General features: G+C 70.5%; 16 protein-coding genes and 1 tRNA gene. 4 read left to right on the top strand and 13 right to left on the bottom strand.

Annotation, left to right across the window (positions count from 1 at the left end):
- Position 1: 1 nt before the first annotated feature.
- From ACOQFR_RS05210 to ACOQFR_RS05220, 3 genes are read left to right on the top strand one after another with little or no spacing between them, the layout of a single operon-like run.
- Positions 2–337, top strand: a complete 336-nt coding sequence (locus ACOQFR_RS05210; protein WP_421379294.1) for an SH3 domain-containing protein — start codon at positions 2–4, stop codon at positions 335–337.
- Positions 338–340: 3 nt separating this feature from the next.
- Positions 341–1,714 carry a dihydrolipoamide acetyltransferase family protein gene (locus ACOQFR_RS05215; protein WP_421379296.1) on the top strand — a complete coding sequence of 458 codons (1,374 nt, stop codon included), beginning with the start codon at positions 341–343 and terminating at the stop codon, positions 1,712–1,714.
- A gap of 1 nt (position 1,715) precedes the next feature.
- Positions 1,716–2,105, top strand: coding sequence for a VOC family protein (locus tag ACOQFR_RS05220; RefSeq protein ID WP_421379299.1), 390 nt, complete (start codon positions 1,716–1,718; stop codon positions 2,103–2,105).
- A 114-nt stretch (positions 2,106–2,219) separates the two neighbouring features.
- Here the strand turns inward: ACOQFR_RS05220 and ACOQFR_RS05225 are convergent, their stop codons facing one another.
- Together ACOQFR_RS05225 and ACOQFR_RS05230 are read right to left on the bottom strand one after the other, a co-directional pair.
- Positions 2,220–3,311: a GGDEF domain-containing protein gene (locus ACOQFR_RS05225; RefSeq protein WP_421379301.1), complete on the bottom strand. Its 1,092-nt coding sequence runs from the start codon at positions 3,309–3,311 to the stop codon at positions 2,220–2,222.
- Positions 3,312–3,484: 173 nt separating this feature from the next.
- Positions 3,485–4,807, bottom strand: a complete 1,323-nt coding sequence (locus ACOQFR_RS05230) for a tryptophan--tRNA ligase (RefSeq protein ID WP_421379304.1) — start codon at positions 4,805–4,807, stop codon at positions 3,485–3,487.
- Positions 4,808–4,914: 107 nt separating this feature from the next.
- On the opposite strand from ACOQFR_RS05230, the gene ACOQFR_RS05235 reads away from it, so the two are divergent.
- Positions 4,915–5,742, top strand: coding sequence for a hypothetical protein (locus ACOQFR_RS05235; protein WP_421379306.1), 828 nt, complete (start codon positions 4,915–4,917; stop codon positions 5,740–5,742).
- A gap of 100 nt (positions 5,743–5,842) precedes the next feature.
- Here the strand turns inward: ACOQFR_RS05235 and ACOQFR_RS05240 are convergent, their stop codons facing one another.
- From ACOQFR_RS05240 to plsY, 11 genes are all read right to left on the bottom strand, one after another.
- Positions 5,843–5,983 (bottom strand): entericidin A/B family lipoprotein, encoded by a 141-nt coding sequence (locus tag ACOQFR_RS05240; RefSeq protein WP_421379308.1) that lies wholly within the window; start codon positions 5,981–5,983, stop codon positions 5,843–5,845.
- Between the two features lie 74 nt (positions 5,984–6,057).
- Positions 6,058–6,981 (bottom strand): arginase, encoded by a 924-nt coding sequence (gene rocF / locus ACOQFR_RS05245; protein ID WP_421379310.1) that lies wholly within the window; start codon positions 6,979–6,981, stop codon positions 6,058–6,060.
- Positions 6,982–7,027: 46 nt separating this feature from the next.
- Positions 7,028–7,657, bottom strand: coding sequence for a putative bifunctional diguanylate cyclase/phosphodiesterase (locus ACOQFR_RS05250; RefSeq protein WP_421379312.1), 630 nt, complete (start codon positions 7,655–7,657; stop codon positions 7,028–7,030).
- A gap of 12 nt (positions 7,658–7,669) precedes the next feature.
- Complete coding sequence (locus ACOQFR_RS05255; RefSeq protein ID WP_421379314.1) at positions 7,670–9,460, bottom strand: PAS domain S-box protein; 1,791 nt, start codon at positions 9,458–9,460, stop codon at positions 7,670–7,672.
- Positions 9,457–9,936: a response regulator gene (locus ACOQFR_RS05260; protein ID WP_421379316.1), complete on the bottom strand. Its 480-nt coding sequence runs from the start codon at positions 9,934–9,936 to the stop codon at positions 9,457–9,459. Before ACOQFR_RS05260 ends, ACOQFR_RS05255 begins: the two co-directional genes overlap by 4 nt.
- Before the next feature lie 14 nt (positions 9,937–9,950).
- Positions 9,951–14,309: a PAS domain S-box protein gene (locus tag ACOQFR_RS05265; RefSeq protein WP_421379318.1), complete on the bottom strand. Its 4,359-nt coding sequence runs from the start codon at positions 14,307–14,309 to the stop codon at positions 9,951–9,953.
- Positions 14,310–14,394: 85 nt separating this feature from the next.
- Positions 14,395–14,470, bottom strand: a tRNA-Thr gene (locus ACOQFR_RS05270).
- Positions 14,471–14,515: 45 nt separating this feature from the next.
- Complete coding sequence (locus ACOQFR_RS05275; protein ID WP_421379320.1) at positions 14,516–15,172, bottom strand: SPOR domain-containing protein; 657 nt, start codon at positions 15,170–15,172, stop codon at positions 14,516–14,518.
- Positions 15,169–15,921 (bottom strand): type III pantothenate kinase, encoded by a 753-nt coding sequence (locus ACOQFR_RS05280; RefSeq protein ID WP_421379322.1) that lies wholly within the window; start codon positions 15,919–15,921, stop codon positions 15,169–15,171. Before ACOQFR_RS05280 ends, ACOQFR_RS05275 begins: the two co-directional genes overlap by 4 nt.
- On the bottom strand, positions 15,918–16,883 hold the full coding sequence (birA, locus tag ACOQFR_RS05285) for a bifunctional biotin--[acetyl-CoA-carboxylase] ligase/biotin operon repressor BirA (protein WP_421379324.1): 966 nt from the start codon (positions 16,881–16,883) through the stop codon (positions 15,918–15,920). The genes ACOQFR_RS05280 and birA overlap by 4 nt, the downstream gene beginning before the upstream one ends.
- A complete protein-coding gene (gene plsY / locus ACOQFR_RS05290; protein ID WP_421379326.1) occupies positions 16,880–17,500 on the bottom strand; it encodes a glycerol-3-phosphate 1-O-acyltransferase PlsY in 621 nt (206 codons plus the stop codon). The genes birA and plsY overlap by 4 nt, the downstream gene beginning before the upstream one ends.
- Between the last annotated feature and the right edge of the window lie 15 nt (positions 17,501–17,515).

Here is a 17,515-nt window from a genome sequence, read left to right on the forward strand (position 1 = left end):
CATGCAAGCCCGCCTGCTACGCAACTACCGCCGGCAGCATGCCAACCCGATCGCCTTCCAGGCCGGCGAAACCTTGGTGCTGGGCATCCGCGACAACGACTGGCCCGAGTTCCTCTGGGCCACCGATGCCCGCGGCCGCAGCGGCTGGGTGCACCAGGACCGGCTGGACGGCAACGTGGCCGTCCGTGACTACGACGCGCGCGAACTCGACGCCAATGCCGGCGACAGCGTGCGCCTGATCGAGTTCGCCGGCGGCTGGTGGTGGGCGGAAAACGAGATTGGCGAAACCGGCTGGTTGCCCGAGCGCGACCTCCACATCGAACCTGGGACGAGCTGACCGATGAGCGAGAAAAAACTGTTCCTGCTGCCCGATCTGGGCGAAGGCCTGCCCGACGCCGAGATCGTCGAGTGGCTGGTCAAGGTGGGCGACGTGGTGCGCCTGGATGAGCCGCTGGTGTCGATGGAAACCGCCAAGGCCGTGGTCGAGGTGCCCTCGCCGTTCTCGGGCAAGGTGACGCGGCTGGCGGGCGCCGCCGGCGACGTGATCACCACCGGCAGCTGGCTGGCCGAGGTGGAGCTGGATCCTTCGCTGCCCCAGCGCGCCGACGCGCAGGACACCGGCCATTCGCACGGCCATGGCCACAAGGGCGCCGGCAAGCCCGTGCCCGACGAGCCCGCCCGCGATGACGGCGAGGCCACCACGGTGGTGGCCTCGGACGTCGGCGGCGAGTTGCTGGAAGACGAAGGCGCCGCGCCGGAGCAGGACGGCGGCGATGCCGGCACCGTCGTTGGTGCGATGCAAAGCTCCAACGCCGTTCGCGTGGAGCAGGCGGTTGCGGTCGGCGGCGTCAAGGCCATGCCCGCGGTGCGTGCGCTGGCGAAGAAGTTGAAGGTGGACCTGTCGCGCGTGCGCCCGAGCGGTGCCGACGGCGTGGTGACGATGGCGGATGTGAAGCGCGCGGCCGAAGCCGGCCCCGCGCCCTTGCCCGCCGGCCGCGCGCCGGCACCGGCCGCGCCGCGTCCCACGGCCCCGCGACCCGCACCCGCGGCCATGCCGCGCGATGCCGATGCCAAGCTCGACCTGGACGATCCGGTGCGCGGCGTGCGTCGCAACATGATCCGCACCATGTCGCAGGCGCATGCCGAGGTGGTGCCGACCACGCTGATGGACGATGCCGACATCCACGCCTGGGCGCCGGGGGAGGACATCATGGCGCGGCTGATCCGCGGCCTGGCCGTGGCCGCGCAGGCGGTGCCGGCGCTCAACTCCTGGTTCAACGCGAAGGAAGGCACGCTGCGGCGGCACTCGCGCGTGGACGTGGGCATCGCCATCGATTCGGCCGACGGCCTGTTCGTGGCCAACCTGCGCGGCGCCCAGGCGCTGGATGCCTGGCAGATCCGCGGCGAGCTCAACCGCATCCGCGACGGCGTCAAGGCGCGCAGCCTGCCGCCGGAGGACCTGCGCGACTACACGCTGATGCTGTCCAACTTCGGCGTGTTCGCCGGCAAGTACGCCACGCCGGTGGTGGTGCCGCCCTGCGTGTGCATCGTCGGCGCGGGCCGGCTCTACCACGCGGTGGTGCCGGTGCTGGGCGGGCTGGAAACGCACCGCACGATGCCGATCTCGCTCACCTTCGACCATCGCGCCGCCACCGGCGGCGAGGCCGCGCGTTTCCTGCGCGCGCTGATGGACGACCTGCAGCGGCCGAACTGACATGGCACACCGCAGCCGGCTGGCGGGTTTCATCATTGACTGCGAGGGCGGCTCGCTGGGCCAGGCCGCCGACTTCTGGAGCAAGGCGCTCGGCCTGGCCATCACCGAGCCGGATGAGGGCGGCGACGACAAGTACGCCTGCCTCGACGGCAGCCCGCTGGGCCTGCACATCGAGGTGCAGAAAGTGTCGCACCCCTCGCGCGTGCACCTGGACATCGAAAGCGACGACATCGAGGCCGAGGCCGCACGGCTGGTCGCCTTGGGCGCGAAAGAAATCGCCCGACCGCACGACACCCGCTGGATCGTGCTCGAAGCCCCCACCGGCCACCGCTTCTGCGTGATCCGCACCCGCACCCGCCTGCACCGCAACAACGCCAACGTCCACCCATAGAAAAAACGAATCCGGGGTCAGAGTACGTTTATCTTCCTCCGTGGCCCGGCAGGCCGCTGTTTGCGGCGGAGGAAGATAAACGTACTCTGACCCCGGATTTGACTCGGATCTGCTTCAGTCGCGGGAGATTTCGACGCGATTGCGGCCGGCGCGCTTGGCCTGGTACAGCGCCTGGTCGGCGCGCAGGAAGACGTCTTCGACGGCGTGCGTGCCGACCACACCGGCGGCGAGGCCGGCCGACAGCGTGACCGGGGTCGGCAGGTCGTCGCGCCCGGACACCGCCAGGCGGATGCGCTCGATCACGCTCTGCGCCCCTTCCACCGAGGTGTCGGGCAGGAACACGACGAATTCTTCGCCGCCATAGCGCCCCGCCACGTCGCCGCCGCGGATGCCATTGCGGATGTCGGCCGCAACCGCCTTGAGCACCTCGTCGCCGGCCGCGTGGCCGAAGCCGTCGTTGACGCGCTTGAAGTGGTCGATGTCCAGCACCGCCACCACGTAGGGTCCGCTGAATCGCACCCGCCCCGCGCGCGCGTCGCCCTTGAGGCGGTCGAGCCCGCCGCGGTTCATCAGTCCGGTCAGGTGGTCGCGGTTGGCCTCCATCGACAACGCCTGGTTGCGCCCTTCCAGCTCCTGCTGATAGCTCATCAGGCTGGTGGTCAGCATCTCGCGCTCGGCCAGCAGGCGCTGCATGTCCAGGTTCATGCGCCGCAGTTCAAGCAGGGCCACCACCTGCCGGGCCAGCGCGCGCAGCCCGTCGCGCTGCTCGTCGGTGAGTTCCCGTGGCTTGCGGTCGATCACGCAAACCGTACCCAAGGCGGCGCCATCCGAATCCACCAGCGGCATTCCGGCGTAGAAACGGATCTCGGGCCCACCTGTAACCAGCGGGTTGTCGGCGAAGCGCGGGTCCAGCGACGCGTTGTCCACCACGAACATTTCCTCGGGCTGCCGGATGGCGTGGTCGCAGAAGGCGATGTCGCGCGAGGTCTCACGGTCTTCCACGCCGACGCTGGCCTTGAACCACTGCCGCTCGGCATCGATCAGGGTCACGGTGGAAATGGGCGTGCCGCAGAGCGTGCTCGCCAGCCGCACGATGTCGTCGTAGGCCCGCTCGGGCAGTGTGTCGAGGATGCGGTAGCGCCGCAGCGCAGCCAGCCGCTGCGCCTCGTCGGCACCCGGGTCGGCGACGATGCGGCTACGGACCACTGGGATCGTGAACAGTCAACGTATCCATGGCCCTATCCCGCCACCGCACCCATTAATCGAACGTGAAGCCGCCAAGAAAATCCGGGGTCAGAGTACGTTTATCTTCCATCGCCGCGCCCGGCCGCCTGCCGCATCACGGCGGAAGATAAACGTACTCTGACCCCGGATTTGATTTACGCGGGCTCGGACAGGGCTGCCAGGGCGGCGGTGACTTCTTCGACCACCGCATCCTCGGACAGCTTGCCGATCAGTTCGCCGGCCAGGTGCAGGCCCTCGCCCGCCACGTGCCGCAGGCCGGCCGCGCCGTCGCGCTTGAGCCGCGCGATGCGCTCGCCGGCCTCGCGCGGCGAACCGTGCGCCACGCTCTGCAGCAGCTCGCGGCCGTCGGCCGACACCAGCTTGAAGTAGAACCGGCCATCGGCCTCGCGGTACTGCTTGAACTGCGGCAGCGCCACCTTGGCCTTCCCGGCCGGCCGCGCCTCGAACTGCGCCCGCAGGTCGCGCAGGCCCACCGCATGACGCAGCGCCTGCAGCAGCGGCGTCGCCACCCGGCGCGCCTTGATGGCGCCTTCCACCAGCACGGCCTCGATCTCCACCGGCTTGGCCATCAGCTGCTCGTACTTCACCCGCATCGGCGCCACCTCGGCATCGATGCGCTCGAACAGCGCCTGCTTCGCCTCGCCCCAGCCGATGCCGTCGGCAAAAGCCTGCGCGAAGGCCGCGGTCTGCTCCGGCGTGGCGAAGGCCTGGTAGAGCTGGAACAGTGCCGACCCTTCCGTCTCCTTCGGCTCGCCGGGCGCGCGCGAGTCGGTGACGATCGAGAAGATCAGCTTGCGCAGCTCGGCCGGGGGCGCGAACAGCGGAATGGTGTTGTCGTAGCTCTTGCTCATCTTGCGGCCGTCCAGGCCCGGCAGCGTCGCCACCGATTCTTCGATGGCCGCCTCCGGCAGCACGAAATGCTCGCCGTAGAGATGGTTGAAGCGCGCGCCGAAATCCCGCGCCATCTCGATGTGCTGGATCTGGTCACGGCCCACCGGCACCGAATGCGCCTTGAACATCAGGATGTCGGCGGCCATCAGCACCGGATACATGAACAGGCCGGCGCTGATGCCCGCATCCGCGTCCTCGCCCGCCTCCAGGTTGCGGTCCACCGCGGCCTTGTAGGCATGCGCGCGGTTGAGCAGGCCCTTGCCGGCCACGCAGGTGAGCAGCCAGGTCAGCTCGGGGATCTCGGGAATGTCGGACTGGCGGTAGAACCACACCTTGTCCGGCTCCAGCCCGCAGGCCAGCCAGCTGGCCGCGATTTCCAGGGTCGAGCGCTGCACGCGCGCCGGATCCTGGATCTTGATCAGCGCGTGGTAGTCGGCCAGGAAGTAGAAGCTCTCCACCCCCGCGCGCCGGCTGGCCGCAATGGCGGGACGAATCGCCCCGGCGTAGTTGCCCAGGTGGGGCGTGCCGGAGGTGGTGATGCCGGTGAGGACGCGGGTCGCGGGCATGGAGGGGTCTGCTGGGGATTCTTCGCCATTTTAGCCCCCTGTGGCCCCCGGTAACCCCGTTCCGCGCACGGGCGCGTTGAAACCCTTGCCCAACCAAGGAGCTCCGCATGAAACGCCTGCTCGCCGCCCTGTTCGCCTTCGCCGCCCTGGCCAGCCTGCCCGGCTGCGCCCGCGCCCAGACCCTGGTCTCGCTGCAGGTGCTCGACCTGGAGCGCCAGGAAACCCTGCCCCAGTACCCGCACCGCGGCCGCGACTACATCGAGGGCCGCGCCGGCCACCGCTATGCCGTCGTGCTGCAGAACCTGACCGGTGAACGCGTGCTGGCCGTGGTCTCGGTGGACGGCGTCAACGCCATCAGCGGCCAGACCGCCGGCGCGCAGCAGACCGGCTACGTGCTCGGCCCCTGGCAGCGCCTGGAAGTGCGCGGCTGGCGCAAGAACCTGTCCGAGATCGCCGAGTTCCACTTCACTTCGCTGGACGACAGCTATGCCGCGCGCACGGGCCGTCCGCAGAATGTGGGGGTGATCGGCGTCGCCGCCTTCCGCGAGCGCCGCCCGATGCCCGCGCCGCACTACCCGGCGCCGTGGCAGGACCGCAGCGAACGCTCCGGGCCCTATCCCTCCGCGGCTGCGCCGATGGCCAAGGCCGAGTCGCGCGGCGGCGCCACCGCCGATGCCGCCTCCGCCGATTACGAGCGTGGCCTGGGCGAATCCGCGGCGCGCCAGCAGCTGGGCACCGGCCACGGCCAGCGGCGCTGGGACGCGGCCACCGCAACCTCCTTTGAACGCGAAAGCCCGCGCCCCAACCAGCAGCTGTCGGTCTGGTACGACTCCACCCGGGCCTTGGTCGCCCGCGGCATCCTGCCTGCGCGCTGGCCGCACGATTACGGCGAGCCCACCGCCTTCCCGATCGGTTTCGTGCCCGACCCGTACTGAGCGGGTTCCCGACCGGACTGCGCGGCGCCCGCCACGCAGGCTCCAAACAGAAAGGCCGGACGTCGCCGCCCGGCCTTTTCGTTCACCCCAGGGGTGAAACTCAGTTCTTGGCGTCTTCGGCGGTCTCTTCGACCACTTCGCCGGCCTTCTGGACATCCTCGCCGACGCCGGCGACGGTGTTGCAGGCGGACAGGACGAACGCGGAGAGCAGGGCAAGCAGGATCAGGCGGTTGCGGTTCATCGGGATCTCCTCGGTAGGTGAGCTGAGTCTATGCCCCGCCCGGCGCCTGTCAATGGGTCCGGCCCGGCAGCGGCTCAGTCCCGCATCAGGGTGGACTTGCCGAACAGGCTTTCCACCAGGTCCACCGCCAGCAATCCGGTGCGGTTGTGGTCGTCGAAGGCCGGGTTGAGCTCGACGATGTCCAGCGAGCCCAGGCGCCCGGTGTCGGCGATCATTTCCATCACCAGCTGGGCCTCGCGGTAGTTGGGTCCACCGGGCACGGTGGTGCCCACGCCGGGAGCGATCGCCGGATCCAGGAAGTCCACGTCGAAGCTCACGTGCACGTGGGTGTCGGCGTCCACGCCCTCCAGCGCTTCCTCCATCGCCCGCTTCATGCCGATCTCGTCGATGTAGCGCATGTCGTAGACGTCCAGCCCGTATTCCTTGATCAGGCGCTTCTCGCCCTGGTCCACCGAGCGGATGCCGATCTGCCGGATCTGCGCCGGCTGCACCGCCGGCGAGCTGCCGCCCAGGTGGGTCAACGGCTGCGGACCCAGGCCGCACAGACAGGCCACCGGCATGCCGTGCACGTTGCCCGAGGGCGTCACGTCACTGGTGTTGAAGTCGGCGTGCGCGTCCAGCCACAGCACGCGCAGCTTCTTGCCGTTCTCGCGACACCAGCGCGCCACGGCGGTGATGCTGCCCACGCCCAGGCAATGGTCGCCGCCCAGCAGCACCGGCAGGTGGCCCTGCTGCAGCTGCGCGTACATCGCGTCCATCACCAGCCGGTTCCAGGCCACCACCTGGTCCAGGTGCCGGTAGCCGTCGTGCGGCGGCTGCCAGGGATTGAAGGGCCCGAGCAGGTTGCCGGTGTCGTGCACGGTAAGCCCGCGGTCGCGCAGGGCCTCGGCCAGTCCGGCCACGCGCAGCGCTTCGGGTCCCATGGAGGCGCCGCGGTGGCCGGCGCCGATGTCGGTGGGCGCGCCGATCAGCGCGATCGGGGAAGTGGACTTGCTCATGGCGATACTCGGAGACAAGACAGGGACGGGCAGGATAAGCCGCCCGTCAACGCGCGGCCAGCAGCCGGTCGATGTCTTCCGCCGGTACCGGCCGCCCGAAATGGTAGCCCTGCAGCTCGTCGCAGCCGATCCCGCTGAGGAAGGTGGCCTGCTCCGCGGTCTCCACGCCTTCGGCCGCGACCACCATCCGCAGCTGGTGGGCCATGGCCACGATGGTGCGGGCCAGCACCCCGTCGTTGGCGTTGTGCGGAAGTTCCTTGACGAAGCTGCGGTCGATCTTGAGCTTGTCCAGCGAAAAATGCCGCAGGTAGGACAGGCTGGAGTACCCGGTGCCGAAGTCGTCCAGCGACAGCTTCAGGCCCAGGGCCTTGAGCTCGGCCAGGCGGTCCTGCACGCGCTCCACGTTCTCCATCAGCGAGCTTTCGGTGAGCTCGATCTCCAGCATGTGCGCCGGCACGCCATGTCGCGCCAGCGCCTGGCGGATGTGTTCGCACACGTCGGGCCGCTGCAGCTGCTGGGCCGAAAAATTGATGGCCACGGTGACGTCGTCGTAGCCCCGGTCGAGCCAGAGCCTGAGCTGCCGGCAAGCCTCGTTGAGCACCCAGTCGCCGACCTCGGGCATCAGGCCCATGGTCTCGGCGATCGGAATGAAGCGCCCCGGCGGTACCGGCCCCATGTCCGGGCTGGTCTAGCGCACCAGCGCCTCGAACCCGGTGACGCGGCGGCTGGCGGCATCCAGCTGCGGTTGGTAGTGCAGCGACAGCTCACCGCGGCCGATCGCCCGGCGCAGGCGCCCACCCAGCACCAGCCGGTCTTCGAGCTCGTGCATCTGGTCGGCGGAGAATTCGCAGACCTGGTCGCGACCCTGGCGCTTGGCGCGCGTCATGGCCGCCTCCGCGCGGCGCAGCAGGTCCAGGCCGGTGTCGCCGTGTTCCGGCGAGCGGCTGATGCCGACGCTGGCGGTGAGGTACAGCCGATAGCCATCGCCCTCGATCGGCTCGGCCACCCGCGCGCGGACGGCCTCGGCCAGCGCCAGCGCCTGCGGCCGGTCCAGGCCATGGCGCACGGTGACGAATTCGTCGCCGGCGAAGCGCGACAGCTTCCCGCAGTCGCCCAGCGCCTGGCACATGCGTTCGGCCAGGATGTGCAGCGCCTCGTCGCCGACCAGGTGCCCCATGGATTCGTTGATGGCGTGGAACCGGTCGATGTCGATGTAGAGCATGGTCACCGGACCGGCGCCGTCCGCCAGCATCTCGCCCAGCGCGGCCTCCATCGCCTGGTAGCGCGGCAGACCCGTGAGCGGATCGTGGCTGCTGGTGAAGGCCAGCTCGGCCTCCACGCGATGCCGCTCGGTCAGGTCGCTCTGCACGCCCACGTAGTTGATCACCTGGCCGGCGTCGTCGCGCACCGGCGAGAGGTGCAGGTGGTTCCAGAAGGGCGCGCCGTCCTTGCGCTGGTTGCACAGGATCACGTTGCAGTCCACCTCGTCGCGCAGCGCCGCGCGCACGATGTCGAGCTCGCGTTGGTCGGTGCCTTCGAACTGCAGGAACCGGCAGTTGCGCCCCACCGCCTCCGCCGCGCTGTAGCCGGTCATCTGTTCGAAGGCCGGGTTGACGTAGATGATCGGCTGGTCGGGCGCCTTGTTGTCGGTGATCACGATGCTGTTGACGCTGGATTCAACCGCCCGCTGCAGCAGCAGCAGGCGTTCGCCGGTGGCCCGTTTCGCGGTCACGTCGTTGGCGATCACCAGCCGGCAGGCGCGCCCGTCGAGCTGCAGGGCGTGGGTGGTGATGTCGGCCCACAGCAGGCTGCCGTCCTTGCGCCGGTGCTGCCAGGTGCCGGCGTAGCCCTCGCGGTTGCCCCAGCTTTCCAGGGCCGCCACCAGCCGCTCGCGGTCCTGGGGCGTGCGGATGTCGGCCACGGTCATGCCGTCCATCAGCTCCTCGCGCCCGTAGCCGTAGGTGGCGACCATGGCCGCGTTCACGGTGACGAAGCGCAGGGTCTGGATGTCATACACCCAGGACGGGAAGGGATTGCTGTCGAACAGCAGGCGGTAGCGCTGCTTGCTTTCTTCCAGCTCGCCCACGTGCCGGGCCCGCTCGGCCGCGTAACGCAGCGACCGCGCCAGCTTCTCGCCGTCGATGTTGCCCTTGACCAGGTAGTCGGCCGCGCCGGCATCCAGCGCCTCGCGGTCCACTTCGGCGCTGCCGTGGCCGGTGAGCATGATCACCGGACGGTGCGCGCTGCCCTCGGCGACCGCCAGCCGCACCAGGTCCATGCCGTTGTCGGGTCCGAGCAGGTAGTCCACCAGGTAGACGTCGTGCAGGCCGGCGCGAAGGTGGCGGATGCCGTCCGCCAGCGTCGGTACCCATTCCAGCGTGAACGCCTGCGTCGGGAAGTCGGCGAGCAGGTCGCGCAGGATCAGGAAGTCTTCTTCGTCGTCGTCCACCACCAGCACGCGCAGGTGCGCGGCGGTCATGCCTGGGTTCCCGCGCCGCGTGCCGGCAGGTCCACGATCTGCAGCCAGTACTTGCCCAGGGTCCTGACCACGTCGATCAGTGCGGCATAGGTGACGGGCTTGGTGATGAAGGAGTTGGCGCGGTTGCGATAGCACATGGCGACGTCCTCTTCGGCTTTAGAGGTGGTGAGGATGACCACCGGGATGTCGCTGAAACGGGCATTGGACTTGATTTCGCGCAAGGCCTCGCGGCCGTCCATGCGCGGCATGTTGAGGTCGAGCAGGATGACGCCGGGCAGGGGGTGGGCGTCGGGGTCGGCGTAGGGGCCGCGATGGTGCAGATAGTCCATCAGCGCTTCGCCGTCGGCCACGAACTGGATCGGGTTGTCCAGCCGGCATTCGCGGAAGGCTTCGGCCGTCATCAGCCGGTCATCGGCGTCGTCCTCGGCCACCAGGATGGTGACCAGCCTGCGGGCGCTGTCTGCGGACGAAACCATGGCCATGCCTGACGTTACTCCAATCCGCGGCCGGAAACCGGGCCAGGGGGTGCCGCCGAGACGGATTCCGCCTCCGCAGGGGGATGTTGCGGCAACACCAGCCGGAAGACAGCGCCCTCTCCGGGCCTGCCTTCGGCAGTCACCGAGCCGCCGTGTCGTTCGGCGATGCGACGCACGATCGCCAGCCCGATGCCCGTGCCCTCGTAGTCCTGCCGCCCATGCAGGCGCTGGAAGGGCCCGAAGATGCGGTCGGCATGCCGGGGGTCGAAGCCGATGCCATTGTCCGCGATCCGGATTTCCCAGGCCGGGATGCCGTCCACAGAAACCGGCAACGCGTCGAGCGTGACAAGGGGCGGACGCTCCCGGCTGCGGAACTTGAGGGCGTTGGACAGAAGGTTCTGGAACAGTTGCCGCAGCTGGCTGGCATCGCCGTCCAGCGTGGGCAGGTCGCCCGCCTGCACGCGCCCGCCGCTGGACTCCAGCCGCGCCTCCAGGTCTTCCAGCACCGTGGCCAGCAGGGCATTGAGGTCCACCGGCACGAAGGCGTTTCCGCGCGCGACCCGCGAATAGGCCAGCAGGTCGTCGATCAGCGTCTGCATGCGCGACGCCGCCTTGCCGGAGCGGTCCAGGTAATCGCGCGCCTCGGGTGGCAGCTGCGCGGCGTAACGCTGCTGCAGCCGGTCGGAGAAGGCGCGGATCTTGCGCAGCGGCTCCTGCAGGTCGTGCGAGGCGATGAAAGCGAAATCCTGCAGCTCCCGGTTGCGGCTGTCGAGCTCGGCCAGGGACTGGCGCAGCGCAAGCTCCGCCTGCCGGCGATCGGTGACGTCGCGCGCCACGCCGTACACCAGGCCGTCCGGCGACCGCACGGACACCCACTCCAGCCAGCGGATCCCGCCGCCGCGGCGCAGGTAACGGTTGAGGTTGGAAGGGGCCACGGGCAGGCCCTCCCGCAGCCGCCGCGCGCGTTCGGCATTGGCGGCGCGGTCGTCGGGATGCACGAACTCCAGGAAATCGCGCGAGCACAGCTCCTGCGCCGAGTAGCCGGTGATGTTCTCCAGGGCGGCGTTGACCTGCACCCAGCGCATCCGCACCGGGTCGAAGATGACGAACACCTCCAGCGACATGTCGAAAAACCGGTCGCGCACGGCCAGGCGCTGCATCAGCGCCGCGCGCTCGATGGCGATGGAAGCCATCTGCGCGAACTGCACGGCCACCTGCTCGTCGTCCTCGGTGAAGTCGCCGCTGTCCTTGTCGCTCAGCTGCAGCAGGCCCAGGTTGCGGCCGTCGCTGGCGATCAACGGCACCGCCAGCCAGCCCCGCAGCGGCGGATGGCCTGCCGCGTGCGGACCGTAGCCGCGCCAGCGCGGGTGCGCCTCCAGCTCGGCCTGGTCCAGGCGCATCGCCTGGTTGGTCTCGCAGACCAGCGCGTAGATGCCGCTGCCGTCGGAGGGCGTGGTGTAGTCCTTCCATGCGGCGTACTTTTCCGACAGCGACACCGCGTGGATCTGCTGGGCGTGGCTGCCATCCACGTTCAGGCTGACGACGGCCAGGTGGCTGCCCAGGGTTTCCCGAAGCTGGTCCACCAGCTGCTGGTAGAGGCCGGCGTCACCCAGGTTGCGGTTCACCGCGATCGCCGCCTGGCTCAGCCGGCGCAGCTGGCGGCTGCTGTTTTCGGCGGCGTCGCGGGCATCGGCCAGCGCCTGGTACGCGTGCGCCTGCTCGATCGCCATCGCGGTGATCGAACCCAGCGTATCCATGGCCAGCAGCTCGGACACGGTCGGTTCCCGGACGCCGCGGTAGTAGGTGGCGAAGGTAGCCAGGACGCGCCCGTCGCCGCGCTTCACGGGCACGGACCAGCACGCGCGCAGGTCGTGCTGTGCCGCCAGTGCGGCGTAGTCCCGCCACAGGGGATCGCCGGCGATGTCGCTGACCACGACACGCTCGCCCCGCCACGCCGCCGTGCCGCAGGAGCCGACGCCGTGGCCGATTTCCGCGCCATGGATCGCCGCGCTGAACTCCGCTGGCAGGCTGGGCGCGGCCCCCAGCAACAGCCGTTGCCCGGCCTCATCGAGCAGCAGGATCGAGCACAGCGCGTCCGGGTAAGCCTGCTCGTAAAGCAGTGTGATGTCGCTCAGGCTTTCGGCCAGCGGCCGGCGCGCGGCGATGCCTGCCAGGATGGCACGCTGGCCGGCTTCCAGCGCCTCGGCACGGCGCGACTCGGTGATGTCGCGCACGAATCCCGTGAACACGACCGGTTCGGCCTCGCCCAGGCGCGTGATCGCGAGCTCCACCAGCAGCTCGGTGCCATCGGCCCGCAGGGCCGGCATCTGCAGCCGGCGCTGCATCACCTGCGCGCGGCCGGTGGCCAGGTAGCGGCGCAGGCCGGCGGCATGCGCCTCGCGCAGCCGCTCGGGCACGATCACGTCCGCCAGCAGCTGTCCCACCACCGCGTCGCGGCGGCAGCCGAAGATGCGCTCCGCGGCCGGGTTGAATTCCACGATCCGCCCGTCGCCCGACATGGACACGATGCCGTCCAGCGCCGAATCGACGATGGTGCGCAGGCGCTGTTCGCTCTCGCGCAGCAGGACCTCCTGCTGGCGCCGTTCGGTGACGTCCTGCACCGTGCCCGACAGCAGCCAGGGCCGCCCCAGTTCGTCGCGCAGCAGGCGCGCGCGCTCATGCACGTAGCCGATGCCGCCGTCCGGAAGCAGGATGCGGTGCTCCAGGTCGAGATCGCCCTCGCCAGCGAGCGTACGGGCCTGGCTGGCCAGCAAGGCCTCCAGGTCCTCGGGATGCACGCGGTCGGTGAACGCGTCGAGCCTTCCGGAGAATTCCTCCGGGCCCACCCGGAAGATCTCGTGCACGCGTTCCGACCAGTGCAGGCGTCCGCTGGCCACGTCCAGCTCCCACGCGCCCAGCCGCGACACTGCCTGGGCGCGCATCAGGCTCTCCTTGGCCTCCACCAGGGCCCGCGACTGCTGCTGCGAATCGGTGACGTCGCGGGCGACCGCGAACATCAGCCGGTCGCGCGGCGACCACACCGAAGACCACTGCATCGTGCGCACCTGTCCGGAGGCGGTGATGAAGCGGTTGCGGAAGTCGAGGGTGGGGTGGCCGGCGCGGATCTCGGCGGCCGCGCGCAGGCTTTCGCCGCGGTCGTCGGGGTGCAGGAAGTCCAGGTAGGCGCGCCCGATCAGGAACTGGGGCGCATAGCCCCAGATCGGCTGGCAGGCGGCACTCACCTGCGAGAACCGGCCGTTCATGTCCATCGCGCAGATGATGTCCAGCGAGTTGTCCATCACCAGCCGGTTCAGTGCCAGCGCGGCCTCCAGGCGGGACGTGATCTGGCGCAGCGCCGCCTCGGCACGCTGGCTTTCGGTGATGTCCTGGATGGCGCCGGCCACGGCGACCACGGTGCCGTTCCCGTCCGTGACCCGGGTGCCGATTTCGCGCACGTGGCGGGTTTCGCCGTCGGCCAGCACCACCCGGTAGTCGAGCTGGCTGTCCTCGCCGCCGGCCCTCAGGCTGCGCTGGGCCTGCATCAATTTGTCCCGGTCTTCGGGATGGACCCGCTCGAGCAGGGCAGGCAAGCCCCGCGCCAGCTGCGACCGGTCCATGCCGAAGATGCGCAGCACGTCGTCCGACCAGCGCAGCTCGCCGGTACCGAAGTCGTACTCCCAGGCTCCCAGCCGCGCCAGGCGCTGCGCGCGCTCGGACGTGGCCTGGGCCGCCTGCAGCTGCAGCTCCACCCGCTTGCGGTCGCCCACGTCCTGGAAGTAGACCGCCAGACCGTTGGGATGCGGAAAGGCGCGGACATTGAACCAGGTCGCCAGCGGCGGGAAATGCACCTCGAACTGCACGGTGCGGTTCTCGGCGACGGCGGTGCGGAAGTGGCGCTCGATCTCCGATCCGCGCACCTCCGGAAACGCGTCCCAGACCACCTGGCCGCGCAGCTCGCCGCGCGCCCGCTGCATCAGCTGCTCGGCGCGGGGATTGAGCAGCACGAAGCGCCACTCGCGATCGAGCGTGTAGAAGGCGTCGCTGATGCTTTCGAAGATGTCGCTGAGCTCACGCTCCGCGGCCGCCAGCGCCAGGCGGGTGCGCTCGTTTTCTTCCGACGCCGCCTGCAGCCGGCGGCCCGCCTCCCCGGCCTCGGTGGCACGCTGGCGCGCGAGTGAGAACAGCCGCACCGAGACCGCCACGAACGTGCCCGCGAGCACGACTTCCACCAGGGTCAGCCAGTCCACCTCGGGAAAGCGCCAGCGCGCGGCCAGCACGGCGCACAGGCCCACCAGCAACAGCGCCGCCAGGGGCAACCAGCCCCGCGTGGCGCCACAGGCAAGCTGCCTGCCCCGCTGTCGCATCCGCTTCATCGCACCCCCCGCCCGGTGGCCGGGCAGGCCCATAGGAGCGCAATCCACCGGCGATTGCCAGCACTGTCGACGCGGCGTCCTAATCTGGTGCCGGCACCCGGATTCGAACTGGGGACCTACCGCTTACAAGGCGGTTGCTCTACCAACTGAGCTATGCCGGCATGGACCGCGATTCTAACCCGCACCCGAGGCGGATGGCCCGGGCCTCACTGGCAGGGCACGTCGCGCGCCTGGATGCCGTCCGGACGCGGCAACAGGCTTTGCCAGTCCAGCCCCGGATCGGCGGCCAGGTCGATCCACCACTGCGCGGCGTCTTCGGTGCGCGGTTCCAGCACGGCCTGGAAGCCCAATGCGCCGAGTTCGTCGCGCCGTTTCTCGGCATTGGCCAGGTCACGGAACTGGCCCAGCGACACCGTGTTTTCCTGCGCGCCGGCGGTGACCACGTAGTAGTCGCTGACGCCGCGGCCGGCTAGCTGGCGTGCGGTGGCCAGCGCCACTTCGCGGCTGGGCGCGGCCGGCAGATAGACGCGATAGCCGCGCAGCTGCGTGCCCGCCACTTCGCGGAACTGGATGCGTGCCACCCGCGGCGTCAGCGCGCCCATCGCCGCGCGCAGCTCGGCGGGCGTGCCGAAGGGGCCCAGCGTGAGGCAGGCGGGGGCCTCGGGCAGTGGCACCGGCACCGCGCCCACGTCCATCTGCTCGGGCGTGGGTGCGGGCTCGGCTTCGCCCAGCAGCACCAGGTTGCCCACGCCCTGCTCCACCGTCGGCGGCGCGGGCGGCGGCGGCGCGCGATGCAGCGCCCACCACGCGGCCACGCCCAGGTTCAGGCACACCAGCAACACCACCAGGCCACGCACGATCATGCCGTTCCACTCCCGGCCTGCGCCGCGTAAACCGACAGGCCTTCCAGCACCAGCGAGGGTGCGAGTTGATAATCCAGTTCGAGATTTTCCACCAGGCGCGCGCCGCCACCGCCGCTGACCAACAGCCGCGGCGCGCGGCCGAGCAGGCGCACCGCCTGGCGATGGCTGCGCTCGACCAGGCCCATCGCCGCGCCGAGGCTGCCGCTGGCCAGGGCGTCGGCCGTGTCGGTGGCGAAGTCGCTGGCTTCGCCGCCAGCGAAGGCCAGCGCGGGAAAGCGCGCCGCCAGCGCCGCGCGCATGTGTTCGGGGCTGGGCGCAATGACGCCGCCGCGATGCTGACCGGCGCCGTCGAGCAGGTCGACGGTGAGCGCACTGCCGGCCGACACGATCAGCCACGGGCCTTCGCCGCGCGCCTGCGCCGCCAGCAGGCCCAGGAAACGATCCACGCCCAGGCGCGCGGGTTCGGCATAGGCGATGCGCACACCGGCGCACTCCGGCTGCGTGCGTGCACGCGTGGCCGCATTGCCATGGCTGGCCAGCGCCTCGGCCACCGCCGCCGTCAGCTCCGAGCCGGCCACCGAGGCCAGCCAGCAGCGATCGCCGGGCGCGACGCCAGCCAGCCAGCGCTGCATCGACGGCGCGAAATCCGCGGCGCCGTGGGTCCAGGCCTGCACCTCGCCCAGGCCCGCGCCTTCGCGCCAGGACGCGACCTTTAGCCGGGAATTGCCGAGGTCGAGCAGCCAGTTCATGCGGCCCGCAGGCTGGCTTCGCCGGCGTGGAAACACCGCTCGCCGTCGGACAGTTGCACGCGCAGCGCGCCGTCGGCACGGATGCCCCGCGCCACCCCTTCATAGTCGCGGCCGGCATCGGTCACGCGCACCGCGCGGCCCGCGAGCAGGTCGTGGCGCGCCCACGCATCCAGGAACGCGGCCAGGCCCTCGCGTTCGAAACGCGCCAGCATCGGCAGCAGCGCATCGAGCAGGGCCACGCACACGTCCTGCCGCGACGGCGGCACCGGCGACAGCGCCGCCAGGTCGCACCACGGCTGGTCGATGTCGCGCGCCGCCGCGGTCGGCATCGCGACATTGATGCCCAGGCCCACCACCACGCGCAGCGGGCCGGAGGCCTCGCCGCCGATTTCCACCAGGATGCCGCCGAGCTTGCGTCCCTCGGCCAGCAGGTCGTTGGGCCACTTCACCCCGACCTGGGCATAGCCCAGGCCATGCAGGGCTTCAGCCACCGTCACGCCGACCGCCAGGCTGAGCCCCTGCAGCGCCGACACGCCCCCGTCGAAGCGACGCGCCAGCGACAGGTAAACATGCGCCGCCAGCGGCGAGGCCCAAGCGCGGCCACGACGCCCGCAGCCCGCGGTCTGGCGCTCAGCCAGCCACGCGAAGCTGCCGCGATCAGGCACCGGCGCACGCAGGGCCAGTGCATTGGTGGAGTCGGTTTCGAACACGAGCTCCAGGCCCGCCAGTTCGGCCCGCGCGTCGCCTGCCAGCTGCGTACGCAGCGTATCGGCATCCAGCAAGGACAGGGGCTGCGCCAGCGCATAACCTCGGCCAGGCCGCGCCTGCACGTCCACGCCCATCGCCCGCAGCGACTGGATGCGCTTCCACACGCCGCCACGGGTGAGGCCGAAGTCGCGCGCCAGTTCCGCGCCGGTGGCGGGGCCGGCGGCCAGCCGTTGCAGCAGCGCGCGCTCGCTCACGCCGCGCCTCGGCGCAGGCGCGACCAGATCCGCGCGCGTTCGAAGCGCGGCTCGGTGCCCGCGCGAAGGCGCGCGAGATTGCCGCGATGGGTGAAGGCGATGAACAGCGCCAGCACCACCGAGAACACCAGCCGCGTGTCATCGGCCGCCGTGAGCACGGCCAGCGGCACCAGCGACACCGCGGCCAGCACGGTCGAAAGCCCGACGTAACCGCCGATGCTCAGCACCAGCAGCCAGGTGGCGATCAGCACCAGCACCGCCAGCGGCCACAGCACCAGCAGCGCACCGACCAGGGTGCCCGCGCCCTTGCCGCCGCGGAAACCATGGAAGACCGGCCACACGTGGCCGACCACGGCCGCCAGTCCCGCGGCGTAGGGCAGCCAGGCGGCGCCGCCGCCGTAGGCCTGCGCCAGCCACACGGCCAGCACGCCCTTGCCCACGTCCACCAGCACCGTGCCCAGCGCGAACTTCCAGCCCTGCGTGCGCAGCGCATTGGTGCCGCCGGCGTTGCCGCTGCCCAGGGTGCGGATGTCCACGCCACGCAGCCGCCCGAGCAGCAGGCTGCCCGAGAGCGAGCCGAGCAGGTAGGCGATCAGGAGGAACAGCGCGGCGGTCATGCCGGCATTATGGCC

It is taken from the genome of Arenimonas sp. MALMAid1274, from assembly GCF_049195245.1.
Lineage (GTDB): Bacteria > Pseudomonadota > Gammaproteobacteria > Xanthomonadales > Xanthomonadaceae > Arenimonas.

Excerpts from the sequence above, each read along its gene's own strand:
- ACOQFR_RS05210 (WP_421379294.1), top strand. The coding sequence starts at position 2 with ATGCAAGCCCGCCTGCTACGCAACTACCGCCGGCAGCATGCCAACCCG.
- ACOQFR_RS05215 (WP_421379296.1), top strand. The coding sequence starts at position 341 with ATGAGCGAGAAAAAACTGTTCCTGCTGCCCGATCTGGGCGAAGGCCTG.
- ACOQFR_RS05220 (WP_421379299.1), top strand. The coding sequence starts at position 1,716 with ATGGCACACCGCAGCCGGCTGGCGGGTTTCATCATTGACTGCGAGGGC.
- ACOQFR_RS05230 (WP_421379304.1), bottom strand. The coding sequence starts at position 4,807 with ATGCCCGCGACCCGCGTCCTCACCGGCATCACCACCTCCGGCACGCCC.
- ACOQFR_RS05235 (WP_421379306.1), top strand. The coding sequence starts at position 4,915 with ATGAAACGCCTGCTCGCCGCCCTGTTCGCCTTCGCCGCCCTGGCCAGC.
- ACOQFR_RS05240 (WP_421379308.1), bottom strand. The coding sequence starts at position 5,983 with ATGAACCGCAACCGCCTGATCCTGCTTGCCCTGCTCTCCGCGTTCGTC.
- rocF (WP_421379310.1), bottom strand. The coding sequence starts at position 6,981 with ATGAGCAAGTCCACTTCCCCGATCGCGCTGATCGGCGCGCCCACCGAC.
- ACOQFR_RS05250 (WP_421379312.1), bottom strand. The coding sequence starts at position 7,657 with ATGGGGCCGGTACCGCCGGGGCGCTTCATTCCGATCGCCGAGACCATG.
- ACOQFR_RS05255 (WP_421379314.1), bottom strand. The coding sequence starts at position 9,460 with ATGACCGCCGCGCACCTGCGCGTGCTGGTGGTGGACGACGACGAAGAA.
- ACOQFR_RS05260 (WP_421379316.1), bottom strand. The coding sequence starts at position 9,936 with ATGGTTTCGTCCGCAGACAGCGCCCGCAGGCTGGTCACCATCCTGGTG.
- ACOQFR_RS05265 (WP_421379318.1), bottom strand. The coding sequence starts at position 14,309 with ATGAAGCGGATGCGACAGCGGGGCAGGCAGCTTGCCTGTGGCGCCACG.
- ACOQFR_RS05275 (WP_421379320.1), bottom strand. The coding sequence starts at position 15,172 with ATGATCGTGCGTGGCCTGGTGGTGTTGCTGGTGTGCCTGAACCTGGGC.
- ACOQFR_RS05280 (WP_421379322.1), bottom strand. The coding sequence starts at position 15,921 with ATGAACTGGCTGCTCGACCTCGGCAATTCCCGGCTAAAGGTCGCGTCC.
- plsY (WP_421379326.1), bottom strand. The coding sequence starts at position 17,500 with ATGACCGCCGCGCTGTTCCTCCTGATCGCCTACCTGCTCGGCTCGCTC.